This window comes from Burkholderia theae (assembly GCF_048565265.1).
Classification (GTDB): Bacteria; Pseudomonadota; Gammaproteobacteria; order Burkholderiales; family Burkholderiaceae; genus Burkholderia; species Burkholderia theae.
Genome location: NZ_CP183462.1, coordinates 342,098 through 367,953 on the forward strand (window position 1 = coordinate 342,098; position 25,856 = coordinate 367,953).

Below are 25,856 nucleotides of genomic sequence, written 5' to 3' on the forward strand. Positions count from 1 at the left end.
TCGCTAGACGGCACGGCACCGCACCGCGTGCTTACGCGACGTGCGCCACGCCGTATTGCGACGACAGATACCGGCGGATATCGGCCGGTGAATCGATGAAGCGCCGGCCGTCGTGCTCGCGAATCGCGAGTGCATCGTCTTTCGGCGCGTGTCCGTCACCGAGCACGAGCACGGGTGCCGACTGGTTGTCCGCGCCGATCAGCGCGACGATCGGCTGGCGCGGCCGCGGCGCGTCGATGTATTCGACGTCGACGGCGTCGCGCAGCTGCGGGTAGAAGCTCAGCAGCCCTTCGACGGAAACGGAGTCGCCGCAGTAGAACGGACCTTCGGAGTCCTTGAAAAATCCGGGGCGAAGAATGAACAGCGTGTCTTTCATGATGGTCTCGCTATGAGAGTAGGACGAACGTTGAAGAAAACGTGATGCGGGGTGGCCTGTACTACGTCGCCGGACTTCAGGCTTCCGCGAGCGCGGCGGCGCGCATTCTGGCGAAACCGGCGGCGAGGTCGGCGATCATGTCGTCGGGATGCTCGAGCCCCGCATGAATCCGCAGCAGCGGGCCTGCCGCTGCCCATTGCGTGGCGGTACGGTTGCGCGACGGATTGGACGGGATGATCAGGCTTTCGAAGCCGCCCCAGCTATACCCCATGCCGAAGCACGTCATCCCGTCGAGCAGCGCACGCACCGCCTCGTCGGGCTGCGGATGCAGCACCACGCCGAACAGCCCGCACGCGCCGGTGAAATCGCGTTGCCACAGCGCATGGCCGGGGTCGCCGGGCCGCGCCGGATACAGGATCCGCGCGACCTCCGGTTGTGCAGCGAGCCATTCGGTCAGCACGTGTGCGTTGCGCTGGTGCCGCTCGAGCCGGACCGACAGCGTGCGCAGGCCGCGCAGCGCGAGATATGCGTCGTCGCCGCTGACCGTCATCCCGAGTTGCCGGTAGAAGCGCGTGACTTTCGGTGAGAGCGCTTCGGTCGTCAGGATCGCACCCATCAGCACGTCGGAATGTCCGGCAATGTATTTGGTCGCGGCGTGAATCGACACGTCGACACCATGCGAAAACGACCGGAAGTTCAGCGGTGTACCCCACGTGTTGTCGAGCAGCACGACGGCGCCGTGCCGGTGCGCGACGCGGCTGATGGCCGGGATGTCCTGCACCTCGAAGGTCAGCGAGCCCGGCGATTCGGCGAATACCGCACGCGTGTTCGGCCGCATCAGCGACGCGATGCCCGCGCCGATCGACGGATCGTAGTACGTCGTCTCGATGCCGAGGCGCGCGAGCGTTTCATCGCAGAACGAGCGGGTCGGGTCGTACACGGAATCGGCCATCAGCAGATGGTCGCCGGGATTCAGCACCGCAAGCAGTGCGGTCGTGATTGCACTGAGGCCGCTCGGCGTCAGCAGCGCGGCGTGCGCGCCTTCGAGGCGCGCGAGCGCTTTCTCGAGCGCGCGCGTGGTCGGGCTTCCGTGGCGCCCGTACGCGAGCGGCGTGCCGCGCACCGCGTCGAGCGCGTCGGTGCCGTGAAAGAGCAGGGTCGACTGGCGATACACGGGCGGGTTCACGGGCGAACCGGGCTGGCCGTGCGAACGGCCTTCGTGGGCGAGTACGGTGTCGGTCGAATGCAGGTGGTTCAAGGTGTCGTCCTTTGAGGGGCAATCAGTCAATCAAAGTGAGGCGGCCGCTGCGCGGTCAGTGCAGGATCTTGTCGAGGAAGTCGCGGGCGCGCTCGGAACGCGGCGCGGCGAAGAACCTGTCGCTGGCCGCGTCCTCCACCACCGCACCCTGGTCCATGAAAATCACGCGATGCGCGACTTTCCGCGCGAAGCCCATTTCATGCGTGACGCAGACCATCGTCATGCCGTCGCGCGCGAGCTCGACCATCACGTCGAGCACTTCGTTGATCATCTCGGGATCGAGCGCGGAGGTCGGCTCGTCGAACAGCATCGCGACCGGGTTCATCGACAGCGCGCGCGCGATCGCGACGCGCTGCTGCTGGCCGCCGGACAGCTGCCCCGGATACTTGTGCGCATGCGCCTTCAGGCCGACGCGATCGAGCAGCTTCATGGCGTTCTCGACGGCCTCGTCCTTGCGGCGGCCGAGCACCTTGACCTGCGCGAGCGTCAGGTTCTCGGTGATCGACAGGTGCGGAAACAGCTCGAAGTGCTGGAACACCATGCCGACGCGGGCGCGCAATTGCGCAAGCTTCGCGGCCGGGTCGCCGAGCCGCATGCCGTCGACGGTGATGCTGCCTTTCTGGAACGGCTCGAGACCGTTGATCGTCTTGATCAGCGTCGACTTGCCGGAGCCCGACGGCCCGCACACGACGACCACTTCGCCTTTCGAGACCGCCGCACTGCATGCCGAGAGGACCTGATGCTTGCCATACCATTTCGAAACATTGTCGAGCGTAATCATGTTCTGTCCGTCGTTGAGGTCGGGTTGAATGGGCGGCACGCGTTCAATGCGTGGACGGCAGCGCGAGGCGCGTTTCGACGCGGCCCTGAAGCCGCGTGAGCAGCGTGCTCAGCACCCAGTAGATCGCGGCGGCGGCGAGATAGAGCGGCAGCGGCTGGAACGTCGCGGCGATCACTTCCTGCGTCGAGCGCAGCAATTCGGTGACGGTGATCACCGAGACCAGCGACGTGTCCTTGATCAGGCTGATCAGTGTGTTGCCGAGGCTCGGCACCGCGAGGCGCAGCGCTTGCGGGCAGACGATGTAGCGCAGCGTCTGCACATGCGTGAGGCCGAGGCTGTGCGCGGCCGCCCATTGCCCGCGGCCGATGCCGAGGATCGCGCCGCGCATGCTTTCCGACAGATAGGCGCCCGCGTTGAGCGTCAGCGTGAAGATGCCGGCCGTCGTCGGATCGAGCGTAATGCCGAGATCGGGCAGCCCGTAATAGACGACGAACATCTGCACGAGCAGCGGCGTGCCGCGCATCAGGCTGACGTAGCCCTGCGCCAGCCCTGCGGCGAGCCGGTTGCTGCCGATCCGCAGGATCGCGATCACGAGCCCGACGACGAGGCCGAGCGCCATCGACGCCACCGCGAATTTCAGCGTGAGCACCGCGCCTTTGACCATCACGGGCAGGGTATGAACGACCAGTTCGAGTGCTTCCATCACGTGTCTCCTGATTGTGTGCCGGACGGCCCGCGCGTTCGTGCGCGCGGGCGCGGGGCGGGCTGTGTTATTGCGTCACGGGCTTGGTCGTGTCGGCGCCGAACCACTGCATCGAGATCTTCTTCAGCGTGCCGTCCTGCTGCAGCGACGCGACCGCATCGTCGATCGCCTTCGCGAATTTCGGATTGCCCTTGCGGAACGGGATGCCCATCCGGTCCTCGCCGCCCGCCAGCACGGAGCCGGGGCGCAGCGGCAGGTGCGAGTTCTTGATCAGGTAGCTGAGCATCAGGCGATCGTTGACCGCCGCGTCGATACGGCCCGCCGCGAGGTCGCGCAGGTTTTCCGGTGTGCCCGGGTAGACCTGCAGATCGATGGCGGGCACGGTCTTGACGAGATCGACGTAGTTGCTGCCCATCGTCACGCCGACCTTCTTGCCCTTCAGTTCGTCGAGCGACTTGAACGCGCGCGTGTCGTTCTGACGTTGCAGCAGTTGCGCCGACGAATACACATACGGTGCGCTGAAGTCGAGTGCTTGCTGGCGTGACGGCGTAATCGCGACCTGGTTGACGATCACGTCGAATTTGCCGGCCTGCAGGCCGGCGAGGATCCCGCTCCATTCGGTCGTGACGAACTGCGGCTTCACGCCGAGGCGTGCGGCGACTGCTTTCGCGACGTCGACATCGAAGCCTTCGAGTTGGCCATCGGCATTGCGGTAGTCGAACGGCGGATAGGTGCCTTCCAGCGCGATCTTCAGCACGCCGGCCTGTTTGACGCTGTCGAGCAGGTCCGCCGCGTGCGACGTGGTGGCCGCCATGCAGAGGAGTGCGGCGGCAAGGCTTTGCTTGAGCGTCGGGGTGAAGTGCTTCATGGTCGTCTCCGTGGTTGTTGTCGAAAATTCAGGGTGTGCGAAGCCGCGGCGACGGGCGGCGTCGCCGTGGGCGGGAAGTCGGTGCGGCGGGTGGCGGCGCGTGTCGTGCGCCGCCGTGCGTGATGCCGTGCGTTACGGCATGCGTTCGCGCGCGACGGTGGTGCGGCGCGCGTGCGGATGAAGGCGTGAGCAGTGCGAGTGATCGCCGCGTGACGCATGAGCCGACCGTGCGGCATGCGTGTCGAACGTGTTCCGGTGCGCGGCGAAGAGTTCAAGCATGATGTTCATGATTGCCCGTACGGCTTTGCGAAAGGGTGGACCGGGTGCTTCGTCGATGCGCATCCGGTGACACGAATGCTGAGCGACTGAGGGCAATCTTAGGTTCATCAAAAAGGAATGTGTTTCCAAAGATGCAGGCACTTTCTGCGCGCCGTGGAATGTTTTTCTCTGCGTGCGGAAGGTGGCGCAAGCGATCTGCTGCGGTTGCGCGCGATGCGAAGCATCGGGTGCTACGGTGCGACCGCGCGGTTGCTCCGCATCGCGAGCGGGTGAACCGGCGGCGCACCGGAAAGCAAAACGGCCAGGCTTGCCGGTAGCGGCAAGCCTGGCCGTTGGCCTTCGTGTCGACGAAAGCGCGTTACGCGAACGTCTCGAGCGCGAGCAATTCGTCGATCGTCTGCCGGCGGCGGATCAGCCGCGGCGTGCCGCGATCGACGAGCACTTCCGGCGCGAGCGGCCGGCTGTTGTAGTTCGAGGACATCGATGCGCCATACGCGCCCGCGTCGTGCAGGAACAGCAGGTCGCCGATCTGCGGTTGCGGCAGCGTGCGGTGCGTGACCACGCCGCCCGCGTCCTGCGTGAACACGTCGCCCGATTCGCACAGCGGCCCCGCGATCGCGAGGTCGACGAGCGGCCGGCCCGCGGGCAGCGCGCCGTCGTGCGCGTGCACGGACACGGCGTGGTAGCTGCCGTACATCGACGGGCGCATCAGGTCGTTGAAGCCCGCGTCGATCAGCACGAAATCGTGCTTCGGCCGGCGGTTGACAGCCTGCACTTCGGTGACGAGCGTGCCGGCTTCGGCGACGAGGAAGCGGCCCGGTTCGATCTCGATGCGCACCGGGTGGCCGAGATGCCGTTCGATCCGCTTGCGCGCGGCGTCCCACTGGCTGAAGTAGTGACCGACGTCGACGCGCGGCTCGCCGTCGCGATACGGAATCGACAGGCCGCCGCCGGCCGAGATCGCGTCGATGTCGTGACCGAGCGACGTGACGAGATCGACCATCGCATCGCACACCTGCGACAGGTGGCCGTAGTCGACGCCCGAACCGATGTGCATGTGGATGCCGACGAGCTTCAGCCCGTACTGGCGCACGATCTCGATCGCGCGCGGCACGTCGTCGATCCAGATGCCGTGCTTGCTCTGCGGGCCGCCGGTGTTGGTCTTGTTGCTGTGGCCGTGGCCGAAGCCGGGATTGACGCGCAGCCACACGCGGTGGCCCGGCGCGTGTTCGCCGATCCGCGCGAGCATGTCGAGCGAACCCGCGTTCACGGTCACGCCGTGCTTCAGCACGGCCGCGAGCGTCGGGCGGTCGATCAGGTCGGCCGTGAACACGACGCCTTCCGGCTCGCCGGCAGGACTGAACCCGGCCGCGAGGCTGCGCTCGATCTCGCCGAGCGACACGGCGTCGACGCACGCGCCTTCTTCGCGCATCAGTTTCAGGATATGGACGTTCGAGTTCGCCTTCTGCGCATAACGGATCACGTCGAACTGGCGCAGTTGGGCGATGCGGTCGCGGATGACGTCGGCGTCGTACACCCACAGCGGGGTGCCGTATTGCTGCGCGAGCGTCGCGAGCTGGCGGGAATCGAGGGACATGGCGGATGAATCGGATCGAATGAACGGATAGCGTCGATGATGCACCTGTTCGGCTATACAGTAAAATGCCTGTTTATCGACATTCGATTCATATCTGATATAGACGATCATGCTCACGCACCGCCATATCGAGGTCTTCCGCGCGCTGATGGTCACCGGCAGCACGACGCGCGCGGCCGAAATGCTCTACACGTCGCAGCCGACGATCAGCCGCGAGCTCGCGCGGATGGAGCAGGTCGTCGGTTTCGCGCTGTTCGAGCGCGCGCACGGCCGGCTGCGGCCGACGATGGCCGCGCTCACGCTGTTCGACGACGTGCGGCTCGCGTATGTGGGGCTCGAGCGCGTCGCGGCGACGGCCGCGCGCCTGCGCGAGTTTCGCGACGGGCAGTTGTCGGTGATCGCGCTGCCGGCGTTCTCGCATGCGATCCTGCCCGGCGCGTGCCGGCGGTTTCACGGCGCGCACGCGGGCGTCAGCGTGTCGGTCGCGACGCAGGAGTCGCCGGTGCTCGAGGAGTGGCTGACCGCGCAGCGTTACGACCTCGGGCTGACCGAGCACGACGTCGCGCCGGCCGGCACCGTGCTCACGCCGTTGCTCGAAGTCGACGAAGTATGCGTGCTGCCCGACGGCCATCCGCTGCTCGCGCAGGACGCGATCGATCTGCTGGATCTCGCCGATCGGCCGTTCGTGAGCCTGTCGCTGAACGATCCGTATCGCATCCTGATCGACGAGGCGTTCGCGCAGCTCGGCGTCGCGCCGCGCTCGGTCGTCGAAACGCCGTCGGCCGTGTCGGTGTGCGCGTTCGTGCGGCAGGGGCTCGGCGCGGCGATCGTCAATCCGCTGACCGCGCTCGATTTCGTCGGGCGCGACCTGCACGTGCGGCCGCTCACGCGCTCGTTTCCGTACCGGGTCAGCATGATCGTGCCCGAGCATCGGCCGAAGAACCTGCTCGTCGATGCGTTCGGCGCTGCGCTGCGCGCGGAGGCGAAGGCGATCCGTCGCCGGCTGGCCGCGCACCTCGGTTAACGCGGCCGTATGATGGGCGTTTCGCCGCCATCGTTCTCACTTTCCGGAACCTCGTCATGACCGACGCTTCATCTTCCCTCGAACAACCGACGCTCACCGGCGAGCGTATCGAACTGCGGCCGCTCGACGCATCCGACCGGCAGGCGCTGCTGGATGCCGCGGCCGACGGCCAGTTGTGGAACCTGAAGGTCACGGCCGTGCCGAGCGCGGAGACGGTCGACGCCTATATCGATACTGCATTGAAGGGGCGTGCGGCCGGCACCGTGATGCCGTTCGTGATCGTCGACCGCACATCGGGCCGTGTGATCGGCAGTACGCGCTTCTGGAAGATCGATCGCACGCATCGCAAGCTCGAGATCGGCCATACGTGGCTGAGCGAATCGGCGCAGCGTACACGTGCGAATACCGAAGCGAAGTGGCTGCTGCTGACTTATGCATTCGACACGCTGCATTGCGTGCGCGTGCAGTTCACGACCGACGAGCTGAACGAGAAGTCGCGCGCGGCGATTCTGCGGCTTGGCGCGAAGCAGGAAGGGATCGTGCGTCACGAACGGATCATGCCGGACGGCCGCAAGCGCAATTCGGTGCGCTTCAGCATCATCGACGACGAATGGCCGGAGGTGTGTGCGCGGCTCGCGGCGAAGCTCGCGAAGTAACGTGTAACGCATGACGTACAGCGCGCGTTTGAGCGCTAGGTCATGCAGTCAGATGTGCATCGCGCCGCCGGAACCGGGCGGCGCGATGACGGGGGAAGCGGTGCGCCGCGCACGAGGCGCGGCGCTGCATCGTGTTACTGCGCCGATGCGAGGTGATGACGCTCTGCGAGTTTCTGCGCGTCTGCGTAATGCTTCTGCAGGATCGGCAGCGACTGGCGTGCGACTTCCTTCAGCTTCGTGTCGCGGCCCGATGCGATTTCGGCCTGGAATGCCGAGATCGCCTTCTGCTGGCCGGCGAGCGCCACCTGCTCGATGTACGCCTTGTCGAACTCGGCGCCGCGCAGGTTCTTGATGCTGTCCAGCGCGGCCGTGTCGGGGTCGTTGGCCGGCACGTCGACGCCGCGCGGGCTCGCCGCGCGCATCGCCTGGATGATCTTTTCATCGTCGGTCGACACGCGTTGCGCGAAGGCTTTCACCTGGCTGTCCGACGTGCGCGAATCGGCGATGCGCGCCGCGTCGTGCTGCGTCGACACGGTTTTCGTGCCGTCGGTGATGAAGGCCTGGTCGGCTTCGTGGATGCGCGTCGCGGCAGCGGCCGGCGCGGTCGGTGCCGGTTGCGCGGTTTGCGCGGTCGCCGTCACGGCGACGAGAAGCAGGCCAGCGGCAGACAAAGCAAGGCGCGAGATGTGGGGAAAGCGGTTCATGGGACCTCCTTTCGATCGGGGCTCTGGTTAAAAGACGGATGACATGATCCGTAGCTGTGCGAGAGACCGGGCGCGCCCGGGCCGGATTCGACCGCCGCTCTGCCGCGGCGCCGGTCGAAGTGTTTCCCGGCCCGACTGATTCTAGGAGGGTGGTCGGGTAGCAGGTGCAACCGTGCTGTGGCTTGTGTAACGGTTGGTAAGACGAATCGATGCGCGAGTGCGCGGACCGGTATTGCGTACCTGCTGCGCGTGCCGCGACGGCAATTTTTGCGCACTTGTGGCGTGCGGGATGCACGAACATGTCATCCGCATTTCATCGTGTTGCCGCTGTGTCGTGCAGGTCGAGCGACGTGTCGAGTCGCGCATGCGATGCACTCGAACGCGTCACACGCGATCGAGCAACGCGTCGAGGCGGGGCAGCAACGGCGTCGTGCAATGCGCCTGCAACGCGTCGGGTGCGGTGTAGCCCCACGCGACGCCCTGGAATGCGATGTGCGCGCGTCGTGCCGCGTCGGCGTCGCGGATTTCGTCGCCGACGTACAGCACTTCGTCGGCGCTTACACCGGCCTCGCGAACCAGCGCGCGCAGGCGGCGTGCCTTGCCGAACAGCGGAATGCCGCACGCGAAATGATCGACGCGGCCGCAGGCGCGCGGGCCGAGGCGGTCGCGCACGATCGCCTCGGTATTCGACGTGGCGATTGCGATGCGGATGCCGCGCGCGGCGAGTGCATCGAAGGTTGCGTCGACGCCGGGGAACAGCATCACGTGCGCGACGCGCGGCTGCATCAGGCGGCGCATGTCGATCGTCACGCGCGGCACCTTCCACATCGGCACGTCGAGCGCACGGATGATGTCGCGCGCCGACATGCCGCGCAGCGCCGGGCGCAGTTCGGGCGTCGCGTCGCGAAAGCCGTGCAGGCGCGCTGCTTCCGACAGCGCCGCGAGAAAGCTGTCGAGCGAATCGGCGAGCGTGCCGTCGAAGTCGAATGCAATGAGGCGGTAGGGCATGAAGCGGCGTGGCAGGTTTATTGAGCGGGCGACATTGTCACCGAATCGAGGCCCGTTGCCCGCACGGCCGGCTGCGCCTGCGGCGACGCGAGATAGTCGAGCAGCTTCTTCGCGTCGTCCGGATGATCGGCGCCGACCGGAATGCCGCCCGCGAAGCGCGTGACCGACTGCACGGATTCGGGCACCTTGCCCGCATACGTGACGCCCGGCACGGGCAGCAGTTCGCTGACCTGCTGGAAGCCGATTTCGTAGTCGCCGTTCGCGACGACGGATGCCACCGGGATGCGCGGCACCATCGTCGCCTTCGGCTTCACCTGATCCTCGATGCCGAGTTTCCGGAACATTTCCTTCTCGACGTAGACGCCGCTCGCGCTGTCCGAATACGCGACCGATTTCGCGCGCAGCAGCACGTCCTTCAATTGTTCGACGGTGCCGATGTCGGGCTTCGGCGCGCCGGCGCGCACGACCATGCCGATCCGCGAATCGGCGAGTTCGACGCGCGATGCGGGGATCACCTTGCCTTCCTTGATCAGCTGGTCGAGTGCGTAGCCGACCATGATCAGCACGTCGGCTTTCTCGCCGTGTGCGAGGCGGTTCGGAATCGCTTCCTTGGATTGACCCATCGACGGGCCGGAGATCGTGTCGAGCGTGTCGCCGGATGCAGCGGTGAAGCCGGGGCCCAGTTGCCGGTACGCAGCGGTGAAGCCGCCGGAGATCATCACGCGCAGTTCGGCTGCTTCGGCCGGCAGCGTCGCGGACGCAAGCGCGAGGGCCGCGAGCCAGCATGCCGAGCGGCGCGCGAGGGCAAGGCGGGGAGCAGAGGCGGTGAGTGCGGCGCGGTCGTGCATCGGGTGTCTCCTTCCGGTCGGTCGTTGTCGGCGTGCGCGGTCGGTTGCGACAGGCCGGCACGGGCTACATGATCCACCGAAATGCGTGCGCGGGTAAGCGGGCAAGCGCGACGCGCGTGACAGGGTGGCGCGTGGCTACTCGTAGTGGTAGCGGCAGGACGCGATGCTGATCTGAAGATCGACAGCCTCATAGACCAGGCGGTTCGTGTCGTCGATACGGCGTGACCAGAAGCCGGACAGATTGGCCTTCAACGGTTCGGGTTTGCCGATGCCTTCGAACGGCGTTCGCTGGGCTTCGCGAATGAGCTGGTTGATGCGCTTGAGCGTCTTGCGATCCTGCCCCTGCCAATAGACACAGTCGCTCAACGCGTCGGGAGTAAAGAGCACGCGGCGTACGCTCATTCATCATCCTCGGCGAGCTTGTGTTCTTTCGCCTTGCCCTTGCGCAGTTGCGCGATCGAACGTTCGAGATGGGCGACGTTGGCTGGCGAGCGCAGCAAGTGAACCGTCTCCATCAGGCTGTCGTAGTAGTCCTGCGACATGATGACGGCGTTCGGCGCATCGCGGCGCGTGATGAGCGTCACGTCCGCATCGTCGACGACCTGGTCGATGACCATCTTCAGATTGCCGCGGGCATCCGAAAAATGAATCGTGCGCATGATCTGCCTCACTTGTACATATGACTGTACAAGTATGGCACGGCGAAGAAATATGTACGGGTTACCGTACAGGTTGCCGGGTGCCAGTATTGGGCTGCTTGCCACCGTCCGGCGTGAGGATGCGCATCCGTCGGGCCGCGGCGGGTTGGTCGTCCCGCTTGTAGCCCGCCGCACAGCGCGGTATCGTCGATGCTTCCCCTTCCCCCCGACCGGAGAACAGACGTGCCCGCTGCCACCCCCGCCACGCTGAGATTTTCCACCGACAAGCGCGAACTCGACATCGACGTGATCTTCGACTTCCTGCATCGCGACGCGTACTGGTCGCAGGGCATCCCACGCGATGTGGTCGAGCGCGCGATCGAGGGTTCGCTGTGCTTCGGCGCGTATGTCGGCGACCGGCTCGTCGGGTTCGCGCGGCTCGTCACCGATCACGCGACGTTCGCGTACCTGTGCGACGTGTTCGTGCTGCCGGCCGAACGCGGCAACGGCTACGGCCGCGCATTGATCGACCACGTGTTCGCGCAGGAGATGGTGCAACGCCTGCGCCGCATCATGCTCGTGACGACCGACGCGCACGAACTGTACCGGCCGGTCGGCTTCGGGCCGTCCGCGAATCCCGAGCGGCTGATGGAAATCCGCCGCCCGGACATCTACGCGAAACGCTGACGCGCGGCGCAGCGCATACAATACGCGTTTTCCGTTTTTGCCGAAGAGACGCACACCATGACCGAACAGGAAGCCGAACAGCTCGCGACCCATCGCCACTACAAGGGCGGGCTGTATCGCTATATCGGCGTTGCCCGCCATTCCGAAACCGAGGAATCGGTGGTCGTGTACGAGCATCTGTGGCCGCATGCGCGCGGGCTGTGGGTGCGGCCGGAAGCGATGTTCAACGGAAACCTCGAAGACGGCACGCCGCGCTTTCGCAAGCTGCGCGACTGAGCGACGCACCGGAGCCGGTGTCTAGCCGGCGCTGCCCGGATTGTCGTAAGACGCCTGTTGTCGCAGCGCCATCGTGAAGAAGCGCCGGATTTCTTCCGTCAGTTCCGCACGAGCCGACGCGAAATCGAACGCGCGTCGGTTTTCTTGCGCGTAGCGCCGGCGCCAGTCGTCGGCCGCGTGCCGCGCTTCGCGTGCGCGCAGATCGTCGAGTTCGGGCGTGCGCAGCGCGTGATCGGCGATCAGCGTCACGCCGTCTCGGCTGACCTCCAGCACGCCGCCCGCGACGAGGAGGCGACGGCGCTCGCCGGTCGGCGCATCGACGAGCATCACGACGCCCGGCCGGAGGCGCGTGAGCAGTGGCGCGTGGTGCGGGTAGATTCCCAGTTCCCCGCTTTCCCCCGGGGCGACGACGAAATGCGCGTCGCCCGCATACAGCACCGCTTCCACGCTCACGATGTCGAGCCTCATCGACGTCTTCATATGCACTCCTTCAGACTGCCGCCGCGCCGGCGACGATTTCGCACAGCTCGGTGGTGATCTGCGCCTGTCGCGTCTTCTGGTACAGGTGCCGCAGTTCGCGCAACACGCGGTCGGCATTGTCCGTCGCGGTCTGCATGCTGAACATCCGCGCGCATTGCTCGCATGCGTAGTTTTCGACGACGGCCTGATAGAGCGTCGCCTCGACGTAGCGCAGCAGCAACGTGTCCACGACCGGTTTGGGCGCGGGCTCGTAAAGATAATCGGACGCCGCCGCGCCGTTGGCCGGTGCGCCGGTATCGAGCCCTGCGATCGGCAGCATCGTATCGATGCGAGGCTCGTACGCGAGCGGGCTCGTCAGCCGGTTGTAGGCAACATGCACTTCGTCGAGCGCGCCGTTGACGAACGCGGTCAGCGGCACGAGCAGCGCGCCGAGCAACTGCTCGAAGTGCGGCTCGGCGGCCAGGCCGCTCGCACGCGCCGCGATGGTCGCGCCGTGGCGCAGCAGCGGCGCGATACCGCGCGCGCCGATCACGCTCAGTTTGCATGTGATGCCGGCCCGGTCCCAGCGTTCGAGCGCATCCACGCATTCGACGAGCAGCCGCGCATTGAGCGGGCCGCACAGCCCGCGGTCGGTGCTGACGACGATCAGGCCGACGCGGCGCACGGTATCGCGTCGTGCCATCAGCGCCGATACGTGGTCGGGCCGATCGCGCAGCACGCGTTCGGCCATCGCGCCGATGCGCGCCGCGTACGGGCGGAATTCGCGCGCGCGTCGCTGCGCGCTCGCCATCTTGGTGCGCGCCATCATTTCCATCGCCTTGGTGATCTTGCGCGTGGACGAGGTACTGGCGATCTTCGAGCGGATTTCGCGTATGTGCATGTCAGGGGCGGCGTCGCGGCCATCCGGATGTCATCGTGCGGCTTCATGCTATCGGGACTTCACCTGAAACGATTGACGAGAATCAAACGATTTCGCCCGGTCCCGCACCAGAATCCGTTCACGTGATCATTGCGAAGGGGGTAGTCGATGACCGATTTCCGCACGCATCAGAAATACGAAGCGCTGGTCGAGCGTTGCCGTGCATTGGGTCCGGTGACGGTCGCGGTCGCCCATCCTTGCGACGAGGTATCGCTGCACGCGATCGTCTCCGCCGCCCGTGCCGGTATCGTGGTGCCCGTCCTGGTCGGCCCGGTGGCGCGGATCACGGCGCTCGCCGCGACGCTCGGCGTCGACCTGTCCGGCTATCGGCTCGTCGATGCGCGGCACAGTCACGCGTCGGCTGCGCGTGCGGTCGAGCTGGTGCGCGCGGGCGACGCGCAGGCGCTGATGAAAGGCAGCCTGCATACCGACGAGTTGCTGGAGGAAGTGGTGCGCGCCGATACGGGGCTGCGCACCGGGCGGCGCCTGAGCCACGTGTTCATCATGGACGTGCCGACTTACCACAAGCCGCTGTTCATCACCGACGCGGCCGTCAATATCCGTCCGACGCTCGAGCAGAAGGCCGACATCGCGCAGAACGCGATCGATCTCGCGCACGCGCTCGGCATTGCCCGGCCGAAGGTGGCGATCCTGTCGGCGGTCGAGACGGTCAGCTCGAAGCTGCCGTCGACGCTCGACGCGGCCGCGTTGTGCAAGATGGCCGAACGCGGCCAGATCACCGGTGCGCTGCTCGACGGGCCGCTCGCGCTCGACAACGCGATCAGCCCCGAAGCCGCGCGGCTCAAGCATCTCGGTTCCGCGGTCGCGGGCGATGCGGACATCCTGCTCGCGCCCGACCTCGAGGCCGGCAACATGCTCGCGAAGGAGCTGACGTTCCTGGCGAATGCCGATGCGGCCGGCATCGTGCTCGGCGCGCGCGTGCCGGTGATCCTGACGAGTCGCGCCGACAGCGAACGCACGCGCCTGGCGAGCTGCGCGGTCGCGGCGCTCGTCGCGGCGGCGGCGCGCGCCAAGGCGGCGCCCGTGGCCGCGCCGGCGGTTGCGGCCGACGCACACTGACGGGGGCGGCGATGCGACATCCCGTACTGGTGCTCAATGCCGGCTCGTCGAGCCTCAAGTTCTCGGTCTACGACACGCGCGAGGATCGCTCGCTCGATGCGGGCCTGCACGGGCAGGTCGAGAACCTGCATGACACGCCGCATCTGTTCGTGGCCGATGCGCACGGCGCGACGCTCGCCGACGGCCCCATCGCGCGAACGGGGCATCAAGGCGCGATCGAAGCGCTGCACGCGTGGTTCGCGGCTCACGTCGGGCGGGAGGCGGCGTTCGACGGCGTCGGGCATCGGGTTGTGCATGGCGGCCCGTATTTCACCGCGCCGGTGCGGATCGACGCGCGCGTGCTCGATGCGATAGCGTCGCTTTCGCCGCTCGCGCCGCTGCACCAGCCGCATCACGTCGACGCGATCCGCGCGGTTGCCGCGGTTGCGCCGAACCTGCCGCAGGTCGCGTGTTTCGACACCGCGTTCCATGCGACGGTGCCGGCGCTCGAACGGGAGTTCGCGCTGCCGCGCGCGCTGACCGAGCAGGGGATCGTGCGCTACGGTTTCCACGGGCTGTCGTACGAGTACATCGCGACGGCGCTTGCGGTTCTCGATCCGGCGTGGGTGCAGCGCCGCACGGTGGTCGCGCACCTCGGCAACGGCGCGAGCCTGTGTGCGCTCGCGAACGGCCGCAGCGTCGCGACGACGATGGGGTTCACGGCCGTTGACGGGCTGCCGATGGGCACGCGCACGGGCGCGCTGGACCCGGGCGTGATCCTGTACCTGCAGCGTCACGCGGGCCGGTCGCTCGACGAGGTCGAGCATCTGATCTATGCGGAGTCGGGCCTGCTCGGCGTGTCTGGCGTGTCGAGCGATATGCGCACGCTGCTCGCGAGCGACGCGCCGTCGGCCGCGCACGCGGTCGAGCTGTTCGCATACCGCGCGGCCCGCGAACTCGCCGCGCTGGCCGGCGTGCTCGGCGGTCTCGACACGCTCGTGTTTACGGCCGGCATCGGCGAGCACGCGCCGCGCGTGCGTGAACGGATCTGCAGCCGCGCGGCGTGGCTTGGCGTCGTGCTCGACGACGCGGCGAACGCCGCCGGCCTGCCGGTGATTTCGAGCGACGCGTCGCGCGTGACGGTGCGCGTGATCCCGACCGACGAGAATCTGATGATCGCGCGGCACACGCGCCGCGTGCTGGACGACGCGATCCCTTCCACGCGGTATCCGACCCGGTGAGACCTTCGATGACAGCACGCGACACCTCTTCCCCTGCCGTCAGCGCCCCCGCGCTGCCGATTTTCTGGCCGATGGCCGCTGCCACCGCGATGTTTGCGGCCGGCTCCGAGATCGCCGCGCGCAATCTCCGCTTCCTCGCGGAAGAGGAGAAGCTCCACTTCGAGGTGCATCCGGCGCTGGCGTCGACGAATCGGCCGTTGCTGGCGCTGCGGACGATGACGTTTCGCGATTATTCGGTCGCGCCGGCGCACGGGTTGCCGACGATCGTCGATGCGCCGTATGCGGGGCACAGCGCGATGATCGCCGACTACCAGCCGGGGCAGAGCCTGATGCAGACGCTGCGCGAGCACGGCGTGACGCGCCTGTATCTGACCGACTGGCGCTCGGCCACCGAGGACATGAAGGACCTCGAGATCGACCAGTATCTGGCCGAGCTGAACGTGTGCGTCGACGAACTCGGCGGCCGCGTGAATCTCGTCGGGCTGTGTCAGGGTGGCTGGATGTCCGCGATGTATGCGGCGCGCTTCCCGCACAAGGTCGCGAGCCTCGTGCTGGCGGGCTCGCCGATCGACACCGACGCGGGCGACGGCCCGATCAAGCGGATGGTGCACACGTATCCGACGTCGTTCTACGAGGAACTCGTTGCAATGGGCGGCGGGCTGATGCGCGGGCGCTTCATGTTGCGCGGCTGGAAGAACATGCATCCCGGCCAGCACTATCTGACCGAGCATGTCGACCTGTACGAACATCTCGACGATCCCGAATACCTGCGCAAGCGCGAGGTGTTCGCGAGCTGGTACGAAAGCCCGATCGACCTGCCGGGGCGCTGGTACCTGCAGGCGATCGTGCAGATCTTCAAGGAGAACCGGCTCGCGAACGGCACGTTCGTCGCGCTCGGGCGCACGCTCGACCTGAAGGACGTCGTGTGCCCGGCCTATCTGCTCGCCGGCGAGGCCGACGACATCACGACACCGGAGCAGGTGTTCGGGGCGCGCGACCGTCTCGGGACGCCTGCGTCGCGGATCGAGAGCCGGCTCGTGCCGGGCGGCCATATCGGCCTGTTCATGGGGTCGCGCACGCTGACGACGGTGTGGCCGGACATCGCGCGATGGATCGCGGCGCAACGCTAGGGCCTGTTCCCGCTCATAACGGGCTTGCGCTGGCCCCCAGAAGGGCCGAGCGCAAGGAATGCGACGAAGCGAATACTCGACGTATTCGCGAGGAGCATGACGCGGCGATCGGCCCTTCTGGGGGCCAGCCCCACGAATGATTTTTTCCAAACAGGGGAACGTGCCTTGCCGGCCGTATTGCGGCGTCGATCGTCGCTTGTTTGGCGCGGCCAAACGGCGCTCCTCACTCCTTGCACTACGACCGGCAAGGCACGTTCGCAAGCCCGTTATGAGCGGGAACAGGCCCTAGGCCGGCACGGATCGACACGGAGGGCGACATGACGTTGCGACACAAGCGGGGGCTCGTCGTCGGCATCGCGAACGAGCAGAGCATCGCGTGGGGATGCGCGCGTGCGTTTTGCCGGGCGGGCGCCACGCTCGCGGTGACCTGGCAGTCGGAGAAGACCTTGCCGCACGTCGAGCCGCTGTTCGCGCAACTCGACGCGCCGATCCGGATGCCGCTCGACGTCGGGCGGCCCGACCAGATGGCGGCGGTGTTCGATACGATCGCGGTGCAATGGGGCGCGATCGACTTCGTGCTGCATTCGGTGGCGTATGCACCGAAGGCCGATCTGCACGGCCGCGTGGTCGACAGTTCGCCCGAAGGCTTCTCGCTGGCGATGGATACCTCGTGCCATTCGTTCATCCGGATGGCGAGGCTCGCCGAGCCGCTGATGACGCGAGGCGGGAGCCTCATGGCGATGAGCTATCTTGGCGCGGAGCAGGTCGTCGCGAACTACGGGGTGATGGGGCCGGTCAAGGCCGCGCTCGAGGCGAGCGTGCGGTACCTGGCGGCCGAACTCGGCGGCACGGGCATTCGCGTCAACGCGATTTCGCCGGGCGCACTGCCGACGCGCGCGGCGTCGGGCCTGCCTGACTTCGACCGGCTGCTCGACGACACCGCGCGCCGGGCGCCGCTGCATCACGCGCTGGATATCGACGACGTCGGTGCGTTCTGCGCGTTCCTTGCGAGCGACGGTGCACGAGCAATCACCGGCGGCACGCACTATATCGACGCCGGCATGCACATGCTCGGTTAGCGTGCCGGCGGCACGCGGCGTCAGGTGCGCGCGAGTGCCTGCACGAGGGCCGGCGGCGCATGCGCGACCGTCACCTCCGGCGTGCCGTGCCACGCCGCGAGTTTCTTCACCGCCTTCGCGACGTCGGCCGCGAGCCCCGTGCCGAACCGCACGCCCGGCTCGACGTGCACGGCCTTCAGTTCGAACGTGCCGAGCGTGCGATGCGCTTTCGCGTCGACGCGGCCGACCAGCCGGCCGCGATGCAGCACGGGCAGGCAGAAATAGCCGTAGCGCCGCTTGTGCCCGGGCGTATAGCACTCGATCGTGTAGTCGAAATCGAACAGCGTCGATGCGCGCCGCCGATCCCATACGACCGGATCGAACGGCGACAGCAGCGTCGTGACCGTCGAGCGCAGCGTGTCGGCCGCGGCGGCCGGCAGCAATGCGTCGAGCGAACGATGCACGTAGGCCGGTTCTTTCCAGTCGCCGATCTCCACCGGAATCAGGTCGCCCGCGTCCGCGAGCCGCTCCAGTTCCGCGCGGTACGAACGGCGCGGCAGCCGGTAGTAGTCGGCCACCCAGTCGGCGCGCACGACGCCGAGCGCGCGGCACGTGTAGTCGAGCAGCGCGGGCAGCACAGCGTCGCGCGGCGGCAGGTCGCGCGTGTCGTCCCAGTCGGGCAGCACGCGCTCGCGCAGGTCGTACACGCGCTGGAAATTGCGGCGCTCCGACACCATCAGGTCGCCGGTCGTGAACAGCACTTCCAGGTGACGCTTCTCGGGCTTGCGATCCCACCATCCGTTGCCCTTCACGCCATCCTCGCGAACGAAATCGGCCGACCGCACCGGACCCTCGTCGCGAATCCGCGCGAGCAGCCGCTCGATGTCGGGACGATGCTGCTCATGCCAATCGGCCGCGTATTTCCAGCCCATCCCCGACGGATCGAGCATCTTGTAGCGCATCAGGCCGAATTGCTCGACGGGCAGGAAACACGCTTCGTGCGACCAGTATTCGAACAGGCGCGCCTCGGCGAGATGTTCGTCGAGCCACTGCGGCGAGAAATCGCCGAGCCGGCTGAACAGCACGAGATACGGGCTGCGCGCGACGACGTGAATGGTGTCGATCTGCAGCTGCGCCATCCGGCGGATCGTGTCGAGCACGTCGGACTTGGTCGCCTTGCGGCGGGGCGGCGTCAGCAGGCCCTGCGCGGCGAGATGCAGCGCGCGGGCGGCGGCGGGCGAGAGCGTAAGCATCGGAATGGCGGCTGAGGGTGGAGGTCGGGCACCACTTTAGCGCGAATGCGGCGCACACGTGCGGCGCGCCGCTGCGGCGCGTCTGACAATGCTTGACAGACGCGTGGCGCGAGTTTCCCTATAGTGCAGTTCATGGCGCGACGCTAAGCGTGCGCAACGATTCCGCTTCCGACGCACATATGTCAATGGCACGCAGGAAGCGAAGCCGGGATTCTCAACCCCCATCGGGAGACCCGGAGCCCTGAGCGGACATCCATGCGGCTGTGCACCGGCCCCGTGTGGATGTCCGCTGATTTTTTTGTCTTTCCGGTTTTTCTCGGACTGCCGTGCCGACGTGTCATGCCGCGGCACGCGTTTCCCCGGGACGTCATGCGACGCCCCGACATCCCCGCCACTTATTGCCGCTTGCCGCGCGCGACTTCGTCGCCGGCGCCGGGCGGCAGCCGCCGCGTGATCGGAATCGACGCGAACGAGCACAGCCCGACCACGACGAACGCGGGCCAGAAATCCGACCACACCATCGTCTGATGACCCTGCAGCCAGTGCGACACATGCAGCACGAGGCCGGCCACCGTCACGCCGAGGCCGAGCGACATCTGCTGCACGACGCTGCCGAGGCTCGTGGCACGCCCCGCGTCGCGCGGCGAGATGTCCGCGTAGATCATCGAGTTCAGGCTCGTGAACTGCAGCGCGGGGAAGATGCCGCCGACGAGCACGATCAGCCAGATCGCCCAGGTCGCCATTCCGGGATGGAACACGCCATAGGCGGCGATCGCGAGGCCCGCGAATGCCGCGTTGTAGATCAGCACCGTGCGAAAACCGAAGCGGCGCAGCGTATGCGTGGCCGTCGAGCGGCTCACCGCGCCGCCGAGCGCGGACGCGCACGTGATGAGCCCCGAATGGAACGCGGTCATGCCGAGCCCTTCCTGTAGCGCGAGCGGCAGCAGGAACGGCACCGCGCCGAGCCCGATGCGGAACAGCGACCCGCCGACGACGCTCGCGTGGTAGGTCGGGATCTTCAGGAAGCTGAGGTCGAGCACCGGGCGCTCCTTGCGGCGCGCGTACGGCACGTAGAGCGCGAGCATCACGGTGCCGGCCACGCACATGGTGACGGCGTTCGAGCGTGACGTGAGCGAGCCGTCGATCAGCGTGAGGCCCATCAGCAGCAGCGCGGCGCCGCTGGCCGACAGCAGGAAACCGAACCAGTCGAGCGGGCCCGGATCGGGCTCGTGCGTGTTCGCGATGTGCTTGCTCGCGAGATAGATCCCGTAGATGCCGATCGGCACGTTGATGAAGAAGATCATCCGCCAGTGCAGGTAGGTCGTGATGAAGCCGCCGACGAGCGGCCCGACCGTGGGCCCGAACAGCGCGGGAATCGCGAGGTAGTTCATCGCGCGCACGAGATCTGAGCGCGGCACCGCGCGGAAGATGATGATGCGGCCGACGGGCACCATCATCGCGCCGCCGACGCCCTGTATGAAGCGTGCGAACGTGAGTACGCCGAGGGAATTGGAGGCTGCGCACATCAGCGAGCCGACGACGAAGATGCCGATCGCGGTGCGGAACACGGAGCGTGCGCTGAAGCGGTCGGCGAGCCAGCCGCAGATCGGGATGAACACGCCGAGGCCGACCACGTAGGCCGTGATCGCGATGTTCAGTGTGACGGGGCTGTGCCCGAAGTCCCTCGCCATCGCAGGCAGTGCGGTGACGATGATGTTCGCGTCGACGCTTTCCATGAACAACGCACAGGCAACGATGAGCGGTGCTAGAAAGACGGGCGACATGGGCTGGGCGCGCGGTAAAGACGCCATTATGCCCACAATGTGGTCGTTGCGTCACGTACGACACCGGTTGTTCCGCATGTTGCAACAGTCGTTCCTGTTACCGCTTGTGAAAGAAGAGACGACTGCGGCGCGTGACATGACACATGACATCGGCCCGTCGTCGCGACCGCGAAACTTGCGTGCGGTGCGCGTTTCATGCGACAGTCGACCTCACTCGCATTCCGGATACAACGACGCGCATCGATCGAGGGCCATCGAGACGAGCGCGCGCGCGAACGAGACCTCGTGCCGATCCACTCACCATCGAAAGGAGGGGACACGTCATGACGTCACGTCGTGCCGCATCGATTGCATCCCGCTTGTCATCCAGTCTCTCATCCCGCTCTGCACCACCCGCGCCGCGTCTGCGCTGGGCGGCCGCACTGGCCGTCGCGTATCTCGCCGTCGCCGGCTGTGCCGCGCAGGCCGACAATGCGAACCAGGCCGCCACGCAAGCGGCCAGCCAGTCCGCCGTGTCGACCGCAGCGGTCGCGGGCCCCGCGTCCGGCACGGTGCTGCCGCCGCCGAGCCAGCTCTACGGCGACCTGTTCGTCGCGGTGCAGACCGCGCAGATCTATCCCGACCAGAAGACCTTCGTCGACGCGACGCCCGATACCGATCCTGCGACGATCATGCAGTTGTATCAGCAACAGAAATCGCAGCCGGGCTTCTCGCTGAAGGCGTTCGTCGGCCAGCACTTCACGCCGCCCCCGGAAGGCGGCGTGACGCCGCCGCCCGGCCAGACGCTGCGCCAGCACATCGACTGGTTGTGGCCGCAACTCACGCGCACGAGCACGACGGTGCCGCCCTACAGTTCGCTGATTCCGATGCCGAAGCCGTACGTCGTGCCGGGCGGCCGGTTCCGCGAAGGCTACTACTGGGATACCTATTTCACGATGCTCGGGCTGCAGGTGTCGGGGCGCGAGGATCTCGTCGACGACATGCTCGACAACTTCGCCCATCTGATCGACACGATCGGGCACATCCCGAACGGCAACCGCACGTACTACGTGAGCCGCTCGCAGCCGCCGTTCTTCGCGTATATGGTCACGCTCGCCGCGCAGGCCGAAGGCGACAAGGTCTACCAGAAATACCTGCCGCAACTGCGCAAGGAACATGCGTACTGGATGCAGGGCGAAACCACGACGCCGCGCGGGCAGGCCGCCCGCAACGTGGTCGCGATGCCCGACGGCGCGGTGCTGAACCGCTACTGGGATGCGAGCGACACGCCGCGCGACGAGTCGTATCTCGAGGACGTGACGACCGCGAAGTCGGCGGCCGGCCGTCCGGCGAACGACGTGTACCGCGACCTGCGCGCGGGCGCGGAAAGCGGCTGGGACTACAGCTCGCGCTGGTTCGGCGACGGCAGGACGCTCGCGACGATCCGCACGACGTCGATCGTGCCGGTCGACCTGAACAGCCTGATGTTCCATCTCGAGACGACGATCGTGAAGGGCTGTACCGTCACGCACGACGTCGCATGCGTGAGCGATTTTTCAGCGCGGGCGGCGCGGCGCGCGGCCGCGATCAACCACTATCTGTGGAACCGCCGCGGCTACTACGGCGACTACGACTGGCAGCTGCGCAAGCCACGCGACGGCGTGACGGCGGCTGCGCTGTATCCGCTGTTCGCGGGTGTCGCGTGGCCCGAGCGCGCGAAGGCGACCGCGCGCGAGGTACGCAACACGCTGCTGCAGCCGGGCGGCCTTGCGACCACGACCGCGAACACGGGCCAGCAATGGGACGCGCCGAACGGCTGGGCACCGCTGCAGTGGATCGCGATCGAAGGGCTGCGCCGTTATGGCGAACCGGCGCTCGCGAAGGATATCGGCACGCGTTTCCTGTCCGACGTGAAGCATGTGTATGCAACCGAAGGCAAGCTCGTCGAGAAGTACGTGGTCGAAGGTGCCGGCACGGGCGGCGGCGGGGGCGGCGAATATCCGCTGCAGGACGGTTTCGGCTGGACCAACGGCGTCACGCTGAAACTGCTGGGGCTGTACGGCGAGTGACGCGCGGCGCGTGCCGCGCGTTGCAGGCAAACGCACGGGCCGGACTGTCGCGCGAGCGGCCGTCCGGCCCGTGTTTGCATGCAGGATGCATCAGAACGTGATCGTCGTGCGCACGCCGACCACCGTTTCGTCGCCGATGCGCGCGCCGGCCGCGTTCGGGTTCGGGATGCCGCCGCCGGGACGGAAGAAGTGCTGCAGGTCGGCCTGCAGTTGCCACCACGGCGTGACCTGGTACTGATAGGTTGCCTCGACCACCGTCTCCGCGCGGCGCACCGGATAGCCGGGCGTCGTGTAGACGCCGGTGTCGCCGTCGAGGCCGCGCGCATGCGAGCCGATCTTCGTGTAGCCGACCGCGAGACCCGCGACGTCGTTGTCGCGTCCCTTGAACGGCGCCTTCAGCGTCACGCCTGCATTGGCGGCGAAATCGACGGTATTGCGATCGCCCGGCGCGCCCATCACGCGTGCGAATACGCCGACCGAGCGCGGGCTGTCCGCCGACGGCCGCCACACCATCTGGTCCGCGACCGCATAGAAACTGTAGTTGCCGCGATGCGTCGCCGGAATGCCGTTGCTCGCCGGATTCGCGAGCGACAGGCCGTCGGTGCCGTAGCGCGGATCGTTCGTGTGCTGCGACTGATACCAGAAGCCGAGCTTGTAGGTGCCCGGCAGGCCGGCCGGTTGCGGCGCCTTCGGATCGGCCGGCGGCGCGTTCAGCGCGTACTGCACTTCGCCGATCACGAACGCGCCGCTGCGCAGGTTGAAGTTGGTGCCGTGCGCGTTCAGTACCTGCGCGTCGCCGTCGGTGCGGCCGGCCGGGTTGCCGTCGAACACGCCGATCATCGCGGTCCATGCGTCGGCCGGCTTCACGCGCAGCCGCACGCCGAGCGACGACAGCGGATACGCGGGGCCGCCGGCCGGCAGGTCGGTTGACGGCAGCACGGGCCAGCCGAACGTGGCGTTCATGAACGTCGCCGCGTTCTGGCTCACCATGAATTCCTGGTCGACGCTCTGCTGGCCGATCTTCACGTCGGCCTTGCCGTCGAGGAATGCTTGCTGGTACCAGAGCTCCCACAGGCGCGTGGTCGAATTCGCTTCGATGCCGGTCGCGGTCTGCAGCGTCTGCAGGTAGCGCTGCGTGAGGTTGGTGCCGTGGATCTGCAGCCCGGACACGTTGAACGTGCCGCCCGGCAGGCCGATCGCCTTGCCCGTGTCGACGTTGAAACCGAATTGCGTGAGCCCCTGGTACGCGCCGCCGCGATTCGTGCCGCCGGACGTGTTGTACAGGTACTCGCTGGTTTCCTGCAGGCTCAGCGTGACGCCGTGATCGCCGAGCAGGTCACGCAGGCCGCCCATGTTGCCGAGCAGGTTCGAGCGCTCCCAGAAGCCGGTAGGGGCGGGCGCGGCAGCATCGGCGGCCTGTTGTGCGGGAGCGGCGGCATCGCTGGCGCCGGCCGCCGGTTCGGCCGCGGCCAGCTGCGACGATTGCGCGAACGCGGGCGCGGCGGCGAGCGACAGCAGCAGCGCGGCGAGCGCATTGAGGCGCGGCTTGCGCGGGACAGGTTCGAGGTAGTTCTTCATGTGGGTTCCGTCGGTGGTTTGATTAGTTGGGCTGAAGAAACGAAAACGTCGTACTGAAAGCGTGGCGCGGCGGTATGTGGCACAACGCACCGCCGCGCGGTGCGGGGCTTACGGCAACCAGCCGCCGACGCGCCACACGTGCGCGAAGCCGAGGCGCGACGCGGCCGAGCACAGCAGCGCGACGAGCGCGATCGAGGCCGCCATCGCGGCGACCAGCAGGCAGTCGAGCGGGCGGGGCACGGCCGGCACATGGGCGAGCGCCGTGCCGCGCCAGTTGCTGAATGCGTGGGCGAGCGGCGAGAGGCCGGAAACGAACGAGCGGTCGCACGCGACGTGCACGATGCGCTTGAGTCTGACCGCGAACGATTGAAAAAACATGACGCTGCCTCCGTCCGGTCCGGCGGATGCCGGACGACGTGTTCGAGCGCGGGCGCGTGACGCGGCCTGCGGTCGGAGGGTGGAACGTAATGGAGCGTGCAACGGACGAACCGGCGATGGCCGGCTCGGGGGGAAGCGCGCTAACCCGATGAATGCGAGTTAGCGGCGAAAGACATGCGTCTGGCTGCTATCTCGCGATGGCTTGGCCGGCCTGGACCGGCATCCAACTGCAACTAGAACATGTGTCCACGGAGGGACTCCCTTGATGAATTGGGGCGGATTGTAGTCGCGACTTTTGCTGCGGTGCAAGTAAAAAACGCATAAAAAGCGACGCGCGTTGTGCGAGCGCCGCGGCGGCCCGTTCCGGCGCGCGACGGGCGAGGTTCAGGACGACGACGGACGTCGCGTCGTTGTTCGCGCGCATCGACGGATGACCGTTTCATGACGGGCTGAAAGGTTTCGGCGCGTGGTTGCAAGGGCAAATCTTTCAGTGTCCCGAAACGGGAAATTTATTTCGAGAAATGGGGTTTCGAGGGGTTGACTTCACTTTCGGGCGATCCATAGAATCCGGCATCTTCACTCTTGGGGCCGCCGCCTTGGACGCCTGCAGTAGTCGATCTTCGACCGAAATTTCCGCCTGAGCGACCGACGTCCGCGCCTCATCGAAGCCGCCGTTTGTCCCCCAGGCAAACGGTGCGCGCAGCAGTATTCCGCAGTAACTCCCTACGTGCACCCTGATTCGCGCCGGTTAGCGTGATGCGTTTTCGCATGCGCCGTCCGGTTTCTCCGCCGCCTGGCAGGCGGCCGCGTTCGCGCACGCCTTTTCCGGGTTCGCGAATGCCGGCCGCCAAACCGGTCGGCGGTCAACCGTGTTCTCCGGAACACCGCACAGGAGCCGCCATGAACGACAGTGACAGTTGTCCCTTATGCCCGTTACACGCACAGACCCTTTTGAACCCGGGTCGCAGGGACAATCCGGCCGACTAGCCTGACACGTCGTTCAGGCCCCGGACTGGCCCCGCACCCACCACGCGGCCGGCACGCCTGCCGTCGTCGCACGGAGCCAGACCATGAACTTCGGCCTTCTGCTGTCGAACCTTCCGCACGTCACGGAATCGCGTCCCCACTACGACGGGATGCTGACGCTCGACGCCCGTCCGCGGGTGTTCTCCCGCCTGCTGAACCAGCTGAAATCGTTGTTCCACTGAAAGAAGCGCCGAGCGCG

Annotated in this window: 28 protein-coding genes; 10 read left to right on the forward strand and 18 right to left on the reverse strand. The window is 67.0% G+C overall.

The genetic code is table 11. From position 1 onward, the window contains the following. Window positions 1-31 precede the first annotated feature (31 nt). The 7 genes from ACN22W_RS19085 to lysA all read right to left on the reverse strand — a co-directional run bounded on the left by ACN22W_RS19085 (window position 32) and on the right by lysA (window position 5,862). Window positions 32-376 (reverse strand): DUF3088 domain-containing protein, encoded by a 345-nt coding sequence (locus tag ACN22W_RS19085; protein ID WP_129515429.1) that lies wholly within the window; start codon window positions 374-376, stop codon window positions 32-34. A gap of 76 nt (window positions 377-452) precedes the next feature. Then, a complete protein-coding gene (gene metC, locus ACN22W_RS19090; RefSeq protein ID WP_419688988.1) occupies window positions 453-1,634 on the reverse strand; it encodes a cystathionine beta-lyase in 1,182 nt (393 codons plus the stop codon). Window positions 1,635-1,689: 55 nt separating this feature from the next. Continuing rightward, window positions 1,690-2,415 carry an amino acid ABC transporter ATP-binding protein gene (locus tag ACN22W_RS19095; RefSeq protein WP_129515427.1) on the reverse strand — a complete coding sequence of 242 codons (726 nt, stop codon included), beginning with the start codon at window positions 2,413-2,415 and terminating at the stop codon, window positions 1,690-1,692. A gap of 43 nt (window positions 2,416-2,458) precedes the next feature. Further along, window positions 2,459-3,118 carry an amino acid ABC transporter permease gene (locus tag ACN22W_RS19100; RefSeq protein WP_343494001.1) on the reverse strand — a complete coding sequence of 220 codons (660 nt, stop codon included), beginning with the start codon at window positions 3,116-3,118 and terminating at the stop codon, window positions 2,459-2,461. A gap of 67 nt (window positions 3,119-3,185) precedes the next feature. Further along, window positions 3,186-3,986, reverse strand: a complete 801-nt coding sequence (locus tag ACN22W_RS19105) for a transporter substrate-binding domain-containing protein (protein ID WP_419688989.1) — start codon at window positions 3,984-3,986, stop codon at window positions 3,186-3,188. A gap of 132 nt (window positions 3,987-4,118) precedes the next feature. Then, the gene (locus ACN22W_RS19110; protein WP_419688990.1) at window positions 4,119-4,328 is read right to left on the reverse strand and encodes a hypothetical protein; all 210 of its coding nucleotides are present in this window, start codon (window positions 4,326-4,328) and stop codon (window positions 4,119-4,121) included. A gap of 295 nt (window positions 4,329-4,623) precedes the next feature. Continuing rightward, window positions 4,624-5,862 (reverse strand): diaminopimelate decarboxylase, encoded by a 1,239-nt coding sequence (lysA, locus tag ACN22W_RS19115; protein ID WP_419688991.1) that lies wholly within the window; start codon window positions 5,860-5,862, stop codon window positions 4,624-4,626. Window positions 5,863-5,971: 109 nt separating this feature from the next. On the opposite strand from lysA, the gene ACN22W_RS19120 reads away from it, so the two are divergent. Further along, a complete protein-coding gene (locus tag ACN22W_RS19120) occupies window positions 5,972-6,886 on the forward strand; it encodes a LysR family transcriptional regulator (RefSeq protein ID WP_193100078.1) in 915 nt (304 codons plus the stop codon). A gap of 56 nt (window positions 6,887-6,942) precedes the next feature. Further along, a complete protein-coding gene (locus ACN22W_RS19125) occupies window positions 6,943-7,542 on the forward strand; it encodes a GNAT family N-acetyltransferase (RefSeq protein WP_419688992.1) in 600 nt (199 codons plus the stop codon). Window positions 7,543-7,676: 134 nt separating this feature from the next. On the opposite strand, the gene ACN22W_RS19130 is transcribed toward ACN22W_RS19125, so the two are convergent. The 5 genes from ACN22W_RS19130 to ACN22W_RS19150 form a co-directional block, all read right to left on the reverse strand. After that, window positions 7,677-8,246: a DUF4142 domain-containing protein gene (locus ACN22W_RS19130; protein ID WP_419688993.1), complete on the reverse strand. Its 570-nt coding sequence runs from the start codon at window positions 8,244-8,246 to the stop codon at window positions 7,677-7,679. A gap of 384 nt (window positions 8,247-8,630) precedes the next feature. Further along, window positions 8,631-9,254, reverse strand: coding sequence for an HAD hydrolase-like protein (locus ACN22W_RS19135; RefSeq protein WP_419688994.1), 624 nt, complete (start codon window positions 9,252-9,254; stop codon window positions 8,631-8,633). Between the two features lie 17 nt (window positions 9,255-9,271). Then, window positions 9,272-10,102 (reverse strand): substrate-binding domain-containing protein, encoded by an 831-nt coding sequence (locus ACN22W_RS19140; RefSeq protein ID WP_419688995.1) that lies wholly within the window; start codon window positions 10,100-10,102, stop codon window positions 9,272-9,274. 135 nt (window positions 10,103-10,237) lie between these two features. Then, on the reverse strand, window positions 10,238-10,504 hold the full coding sequence (locus ACN22W_RS19145; protein WP_419688996.1) for a Txe/YoeB family addiction module toxin: 267 nt from the start codon (window positions 10,502-10,504) through the stop codon (window positions 10,238-10,240). Next, window positions 10,501-10,761, reverse strand: coding sequence for a type II toxin-antitoxin system Phd/YefM family antitoxin (locus tag ACN22W_RS19150; RefSeq protein ID WP_419688997.1), 261 nt, complete (start codon window positions 10,759-10,761; stop codon window positions 10,501-10,503). The genes ACN22W_RS19145 and ACN22W_RS19150 overlap by 4 nt, the downstream gene beginning before the upstream one ends. A 222-nt stretch (window positions 10,762-10,983) precedes the next feature. Here ACN22W_RS19150 and ACN22W_RS19155 point away from each other — a divergent pair, with 222 nt between their 5' ends. Beyond that, window positions 10,984-11,427: a GNAT family N-acetyltransferase gene (locus ACN22W_RS19155; protein ID WP_419688998.1), complete on the forward strand. Its 444-nt coding sequence runs from the start codon at window positions 10,984-10,986 to the stop codon at window positions 11,425-11,427. A gap of 57 nt (window positions 11,428-11,484) precedes the next feature. After that, window positions 11,485-11,703, forward strand: a complete 219-nt coding sequence (locus ACN22W_RS19160; protein ID WP_006480837.1) for a DUF1653 domain-containing protein — start codon at window positions 11,485-11,487, stop codon at window positions 11,701-11,703. 21 nt (window positions 11,704-11,724) lie between these two features. Here the strand turns inward: ACN22W_RS19160 and atpC are convergent, their stop codons facing one another. Next, entirely contained in the window at window positions 11,725-12,183 is a 459-nt protein-coding gene (atpC, locus tag ACN22W_RS19165) for an ATP synthase F1 subunit epsilon (RefSeq protein WP_419688999.1), read from the reverse strand. A 10-nt stretch (window positions 12,184-12,193) separates the two neighbouring features. Beyond that, on the reverse strand, window positions 12,194-13,063 hold the full coding sequence (gene atpG / locus ACN22W_RS19170; protein WP_419689000.1) for an ATP synthase F1 subunit gamma: 870 nt from the start codon (window positions 13,061-13,063) through the stop codon (window positions 12,194-12,196). Between the two features lie 147 nt (window positions 13,064-13,210). On the opposite strand from atpG, the gene ACN22W_RS19175 reads away from it, so the two are divergent. The 4 genes from ACN22W_RS19175 (at window position 13,211) to fabI (ending at window position 17,611) form a co-directional block, all read left to right on the forward strand. Then, window positions 13,211-14,182 carry a phosphate acetyltransferase gene (locus ACN22W_RS19175; RefSeq protein WP_419689001.1) on the forward strand — a complete coding sequence of 324 codons (972 nt, stop codon included), beginning with the start codon at window positions 13,211-13,213 and terminating at the stop codon, window positions 14,180-14,182. A gap of 11 nt (window positions 14,183-14,193) precedes the next feature. Further along, window positions 14,194-15,402, forward strand: a complete 1,209-nt coding sequence (locus tag ACN22W_RS19180; protein WP_419689002.1) for an acetate/propionate family kinase — start codon at window positions 14,194-14,196, stop codon at window positions 15,400-15,402. Window positions 15,403-15,410: 8 nt separating this feature from the next. Then, window positions 15,411-16,532 carry an alpha/beta fold hydrolase gene (locus ACN22W_RS19185; protein WP_419689003.1) on the forward strand — a complete coding sequence of 374 codons (1,122 nt, stop codon included), beginning with the start codon at window positions 15,411-15,413 and terminating at the stop codon, window positions 16,530-16,532. A gap of 317 nt (window positions 16,533-16,849) precedes the next feature. Beyond that, window positions 16,850-17,611 carry an enoyl-ACP reductase FabI gene (fabI, locus tag ACN22W_RS19190; protein ID WP_419689004.1) on the forward strand — a complete coding sequence of 254 codons (762 nt, stop codon included), beginning with the start codon at window positions 16,850-16,852 and terminating at the stop codon, window positions 17,609-17,611. A 20-nt stretch (window positions 17,612-17,631) separates the two neighbouring features. Here the strand turns inward: fabI and ACN22W_RS19195 are convergent, their stop codons facing one another. Together ACN22W_RS19195 and ACN22W_RS19200 are read right to left on the reverse strand one after the other, a co-directional pair. Further along, window positions 17,632-18,843: a winged helix-turn-helix domain-containing protein gene (locus ACN22W_RS19195; RefSeq protein WP_419689005.1), complete on the reverse strand. Its 1,212-nt coding sequence runs from the start codon at window positions 18,841-18,843 to the stop codon at window positions 17,632-17,634. Between the two features lie 395 nt (window positions 18,844-19,238). Next, window positions 19,239-20,627, reverse strand: a complete 1,389-nt coding sequence (locus ACN22W_RS19200) for an MFS transporter (protein WP_343493985.1) — start codon at window positions 20,625-20,627, stop codon at window positions 19,239-19,241. Window positions 20,628-20,950: 323 nt separating this feature from the next. On the opposite strand from ACN22W_RS19200, the gene treA reads away from it, so the two are divergent. Then, on the forward strand, window positions 20,951-22,675 hold the full coding sequence (gene treA / locus ACN22W_RS19205) for an alpha,alpha-trehalase TreA (protein WP_419689006.1): 1,725 nt from the start codon (window positions 20,951-20,953) through the stop codon (window positions 22,673-22,675). Window positions 22,676-22,765: 90 nt separating this feature from the next. Here the strand turns inward: treA and ACN22W_RS19210 are convergent, their stop codons facing one another. Then, on the reverse strand, window positions 22,766-24,253 hold the full coding sequence (locus ACN22W_RS19210; RefSeq protein ID WP_419689007.1) for a carbohydrate porin: 1,488 nt from the start codon (window positions 24,251-24,253) through the stop codon (window positions 22,766-22,768). Window positions 24,254-24,361: 108 nt separating this feature from the next. After that, window positions 24,362-24,631, reverse strand: a complete 270-nt coding sequence (locus ACN22W_RS19215; protein ID WP_419689008.1) for a hypothetical protein — start codon at window positions 24,629-24,631, stop codon at window positions 24,362-24,364. A 1,070-nt stretch (window positions 24,632-25,701) separates the two neighbouring features. Here ACN22W_RS19215 and ACN22W_RS19220 point away from each other — a divergent pair. Then, entirely contained in the window at window positions 25,702-25,839 is a 138-nt protein-coding gene (locus ACN22W_RS19220; RefSeq protein ID WP_164992047.1) for a hypothetical protein, read from the forward strand. Window positions 25,840-25,856 lie beyond the last annotated feature (17 nt).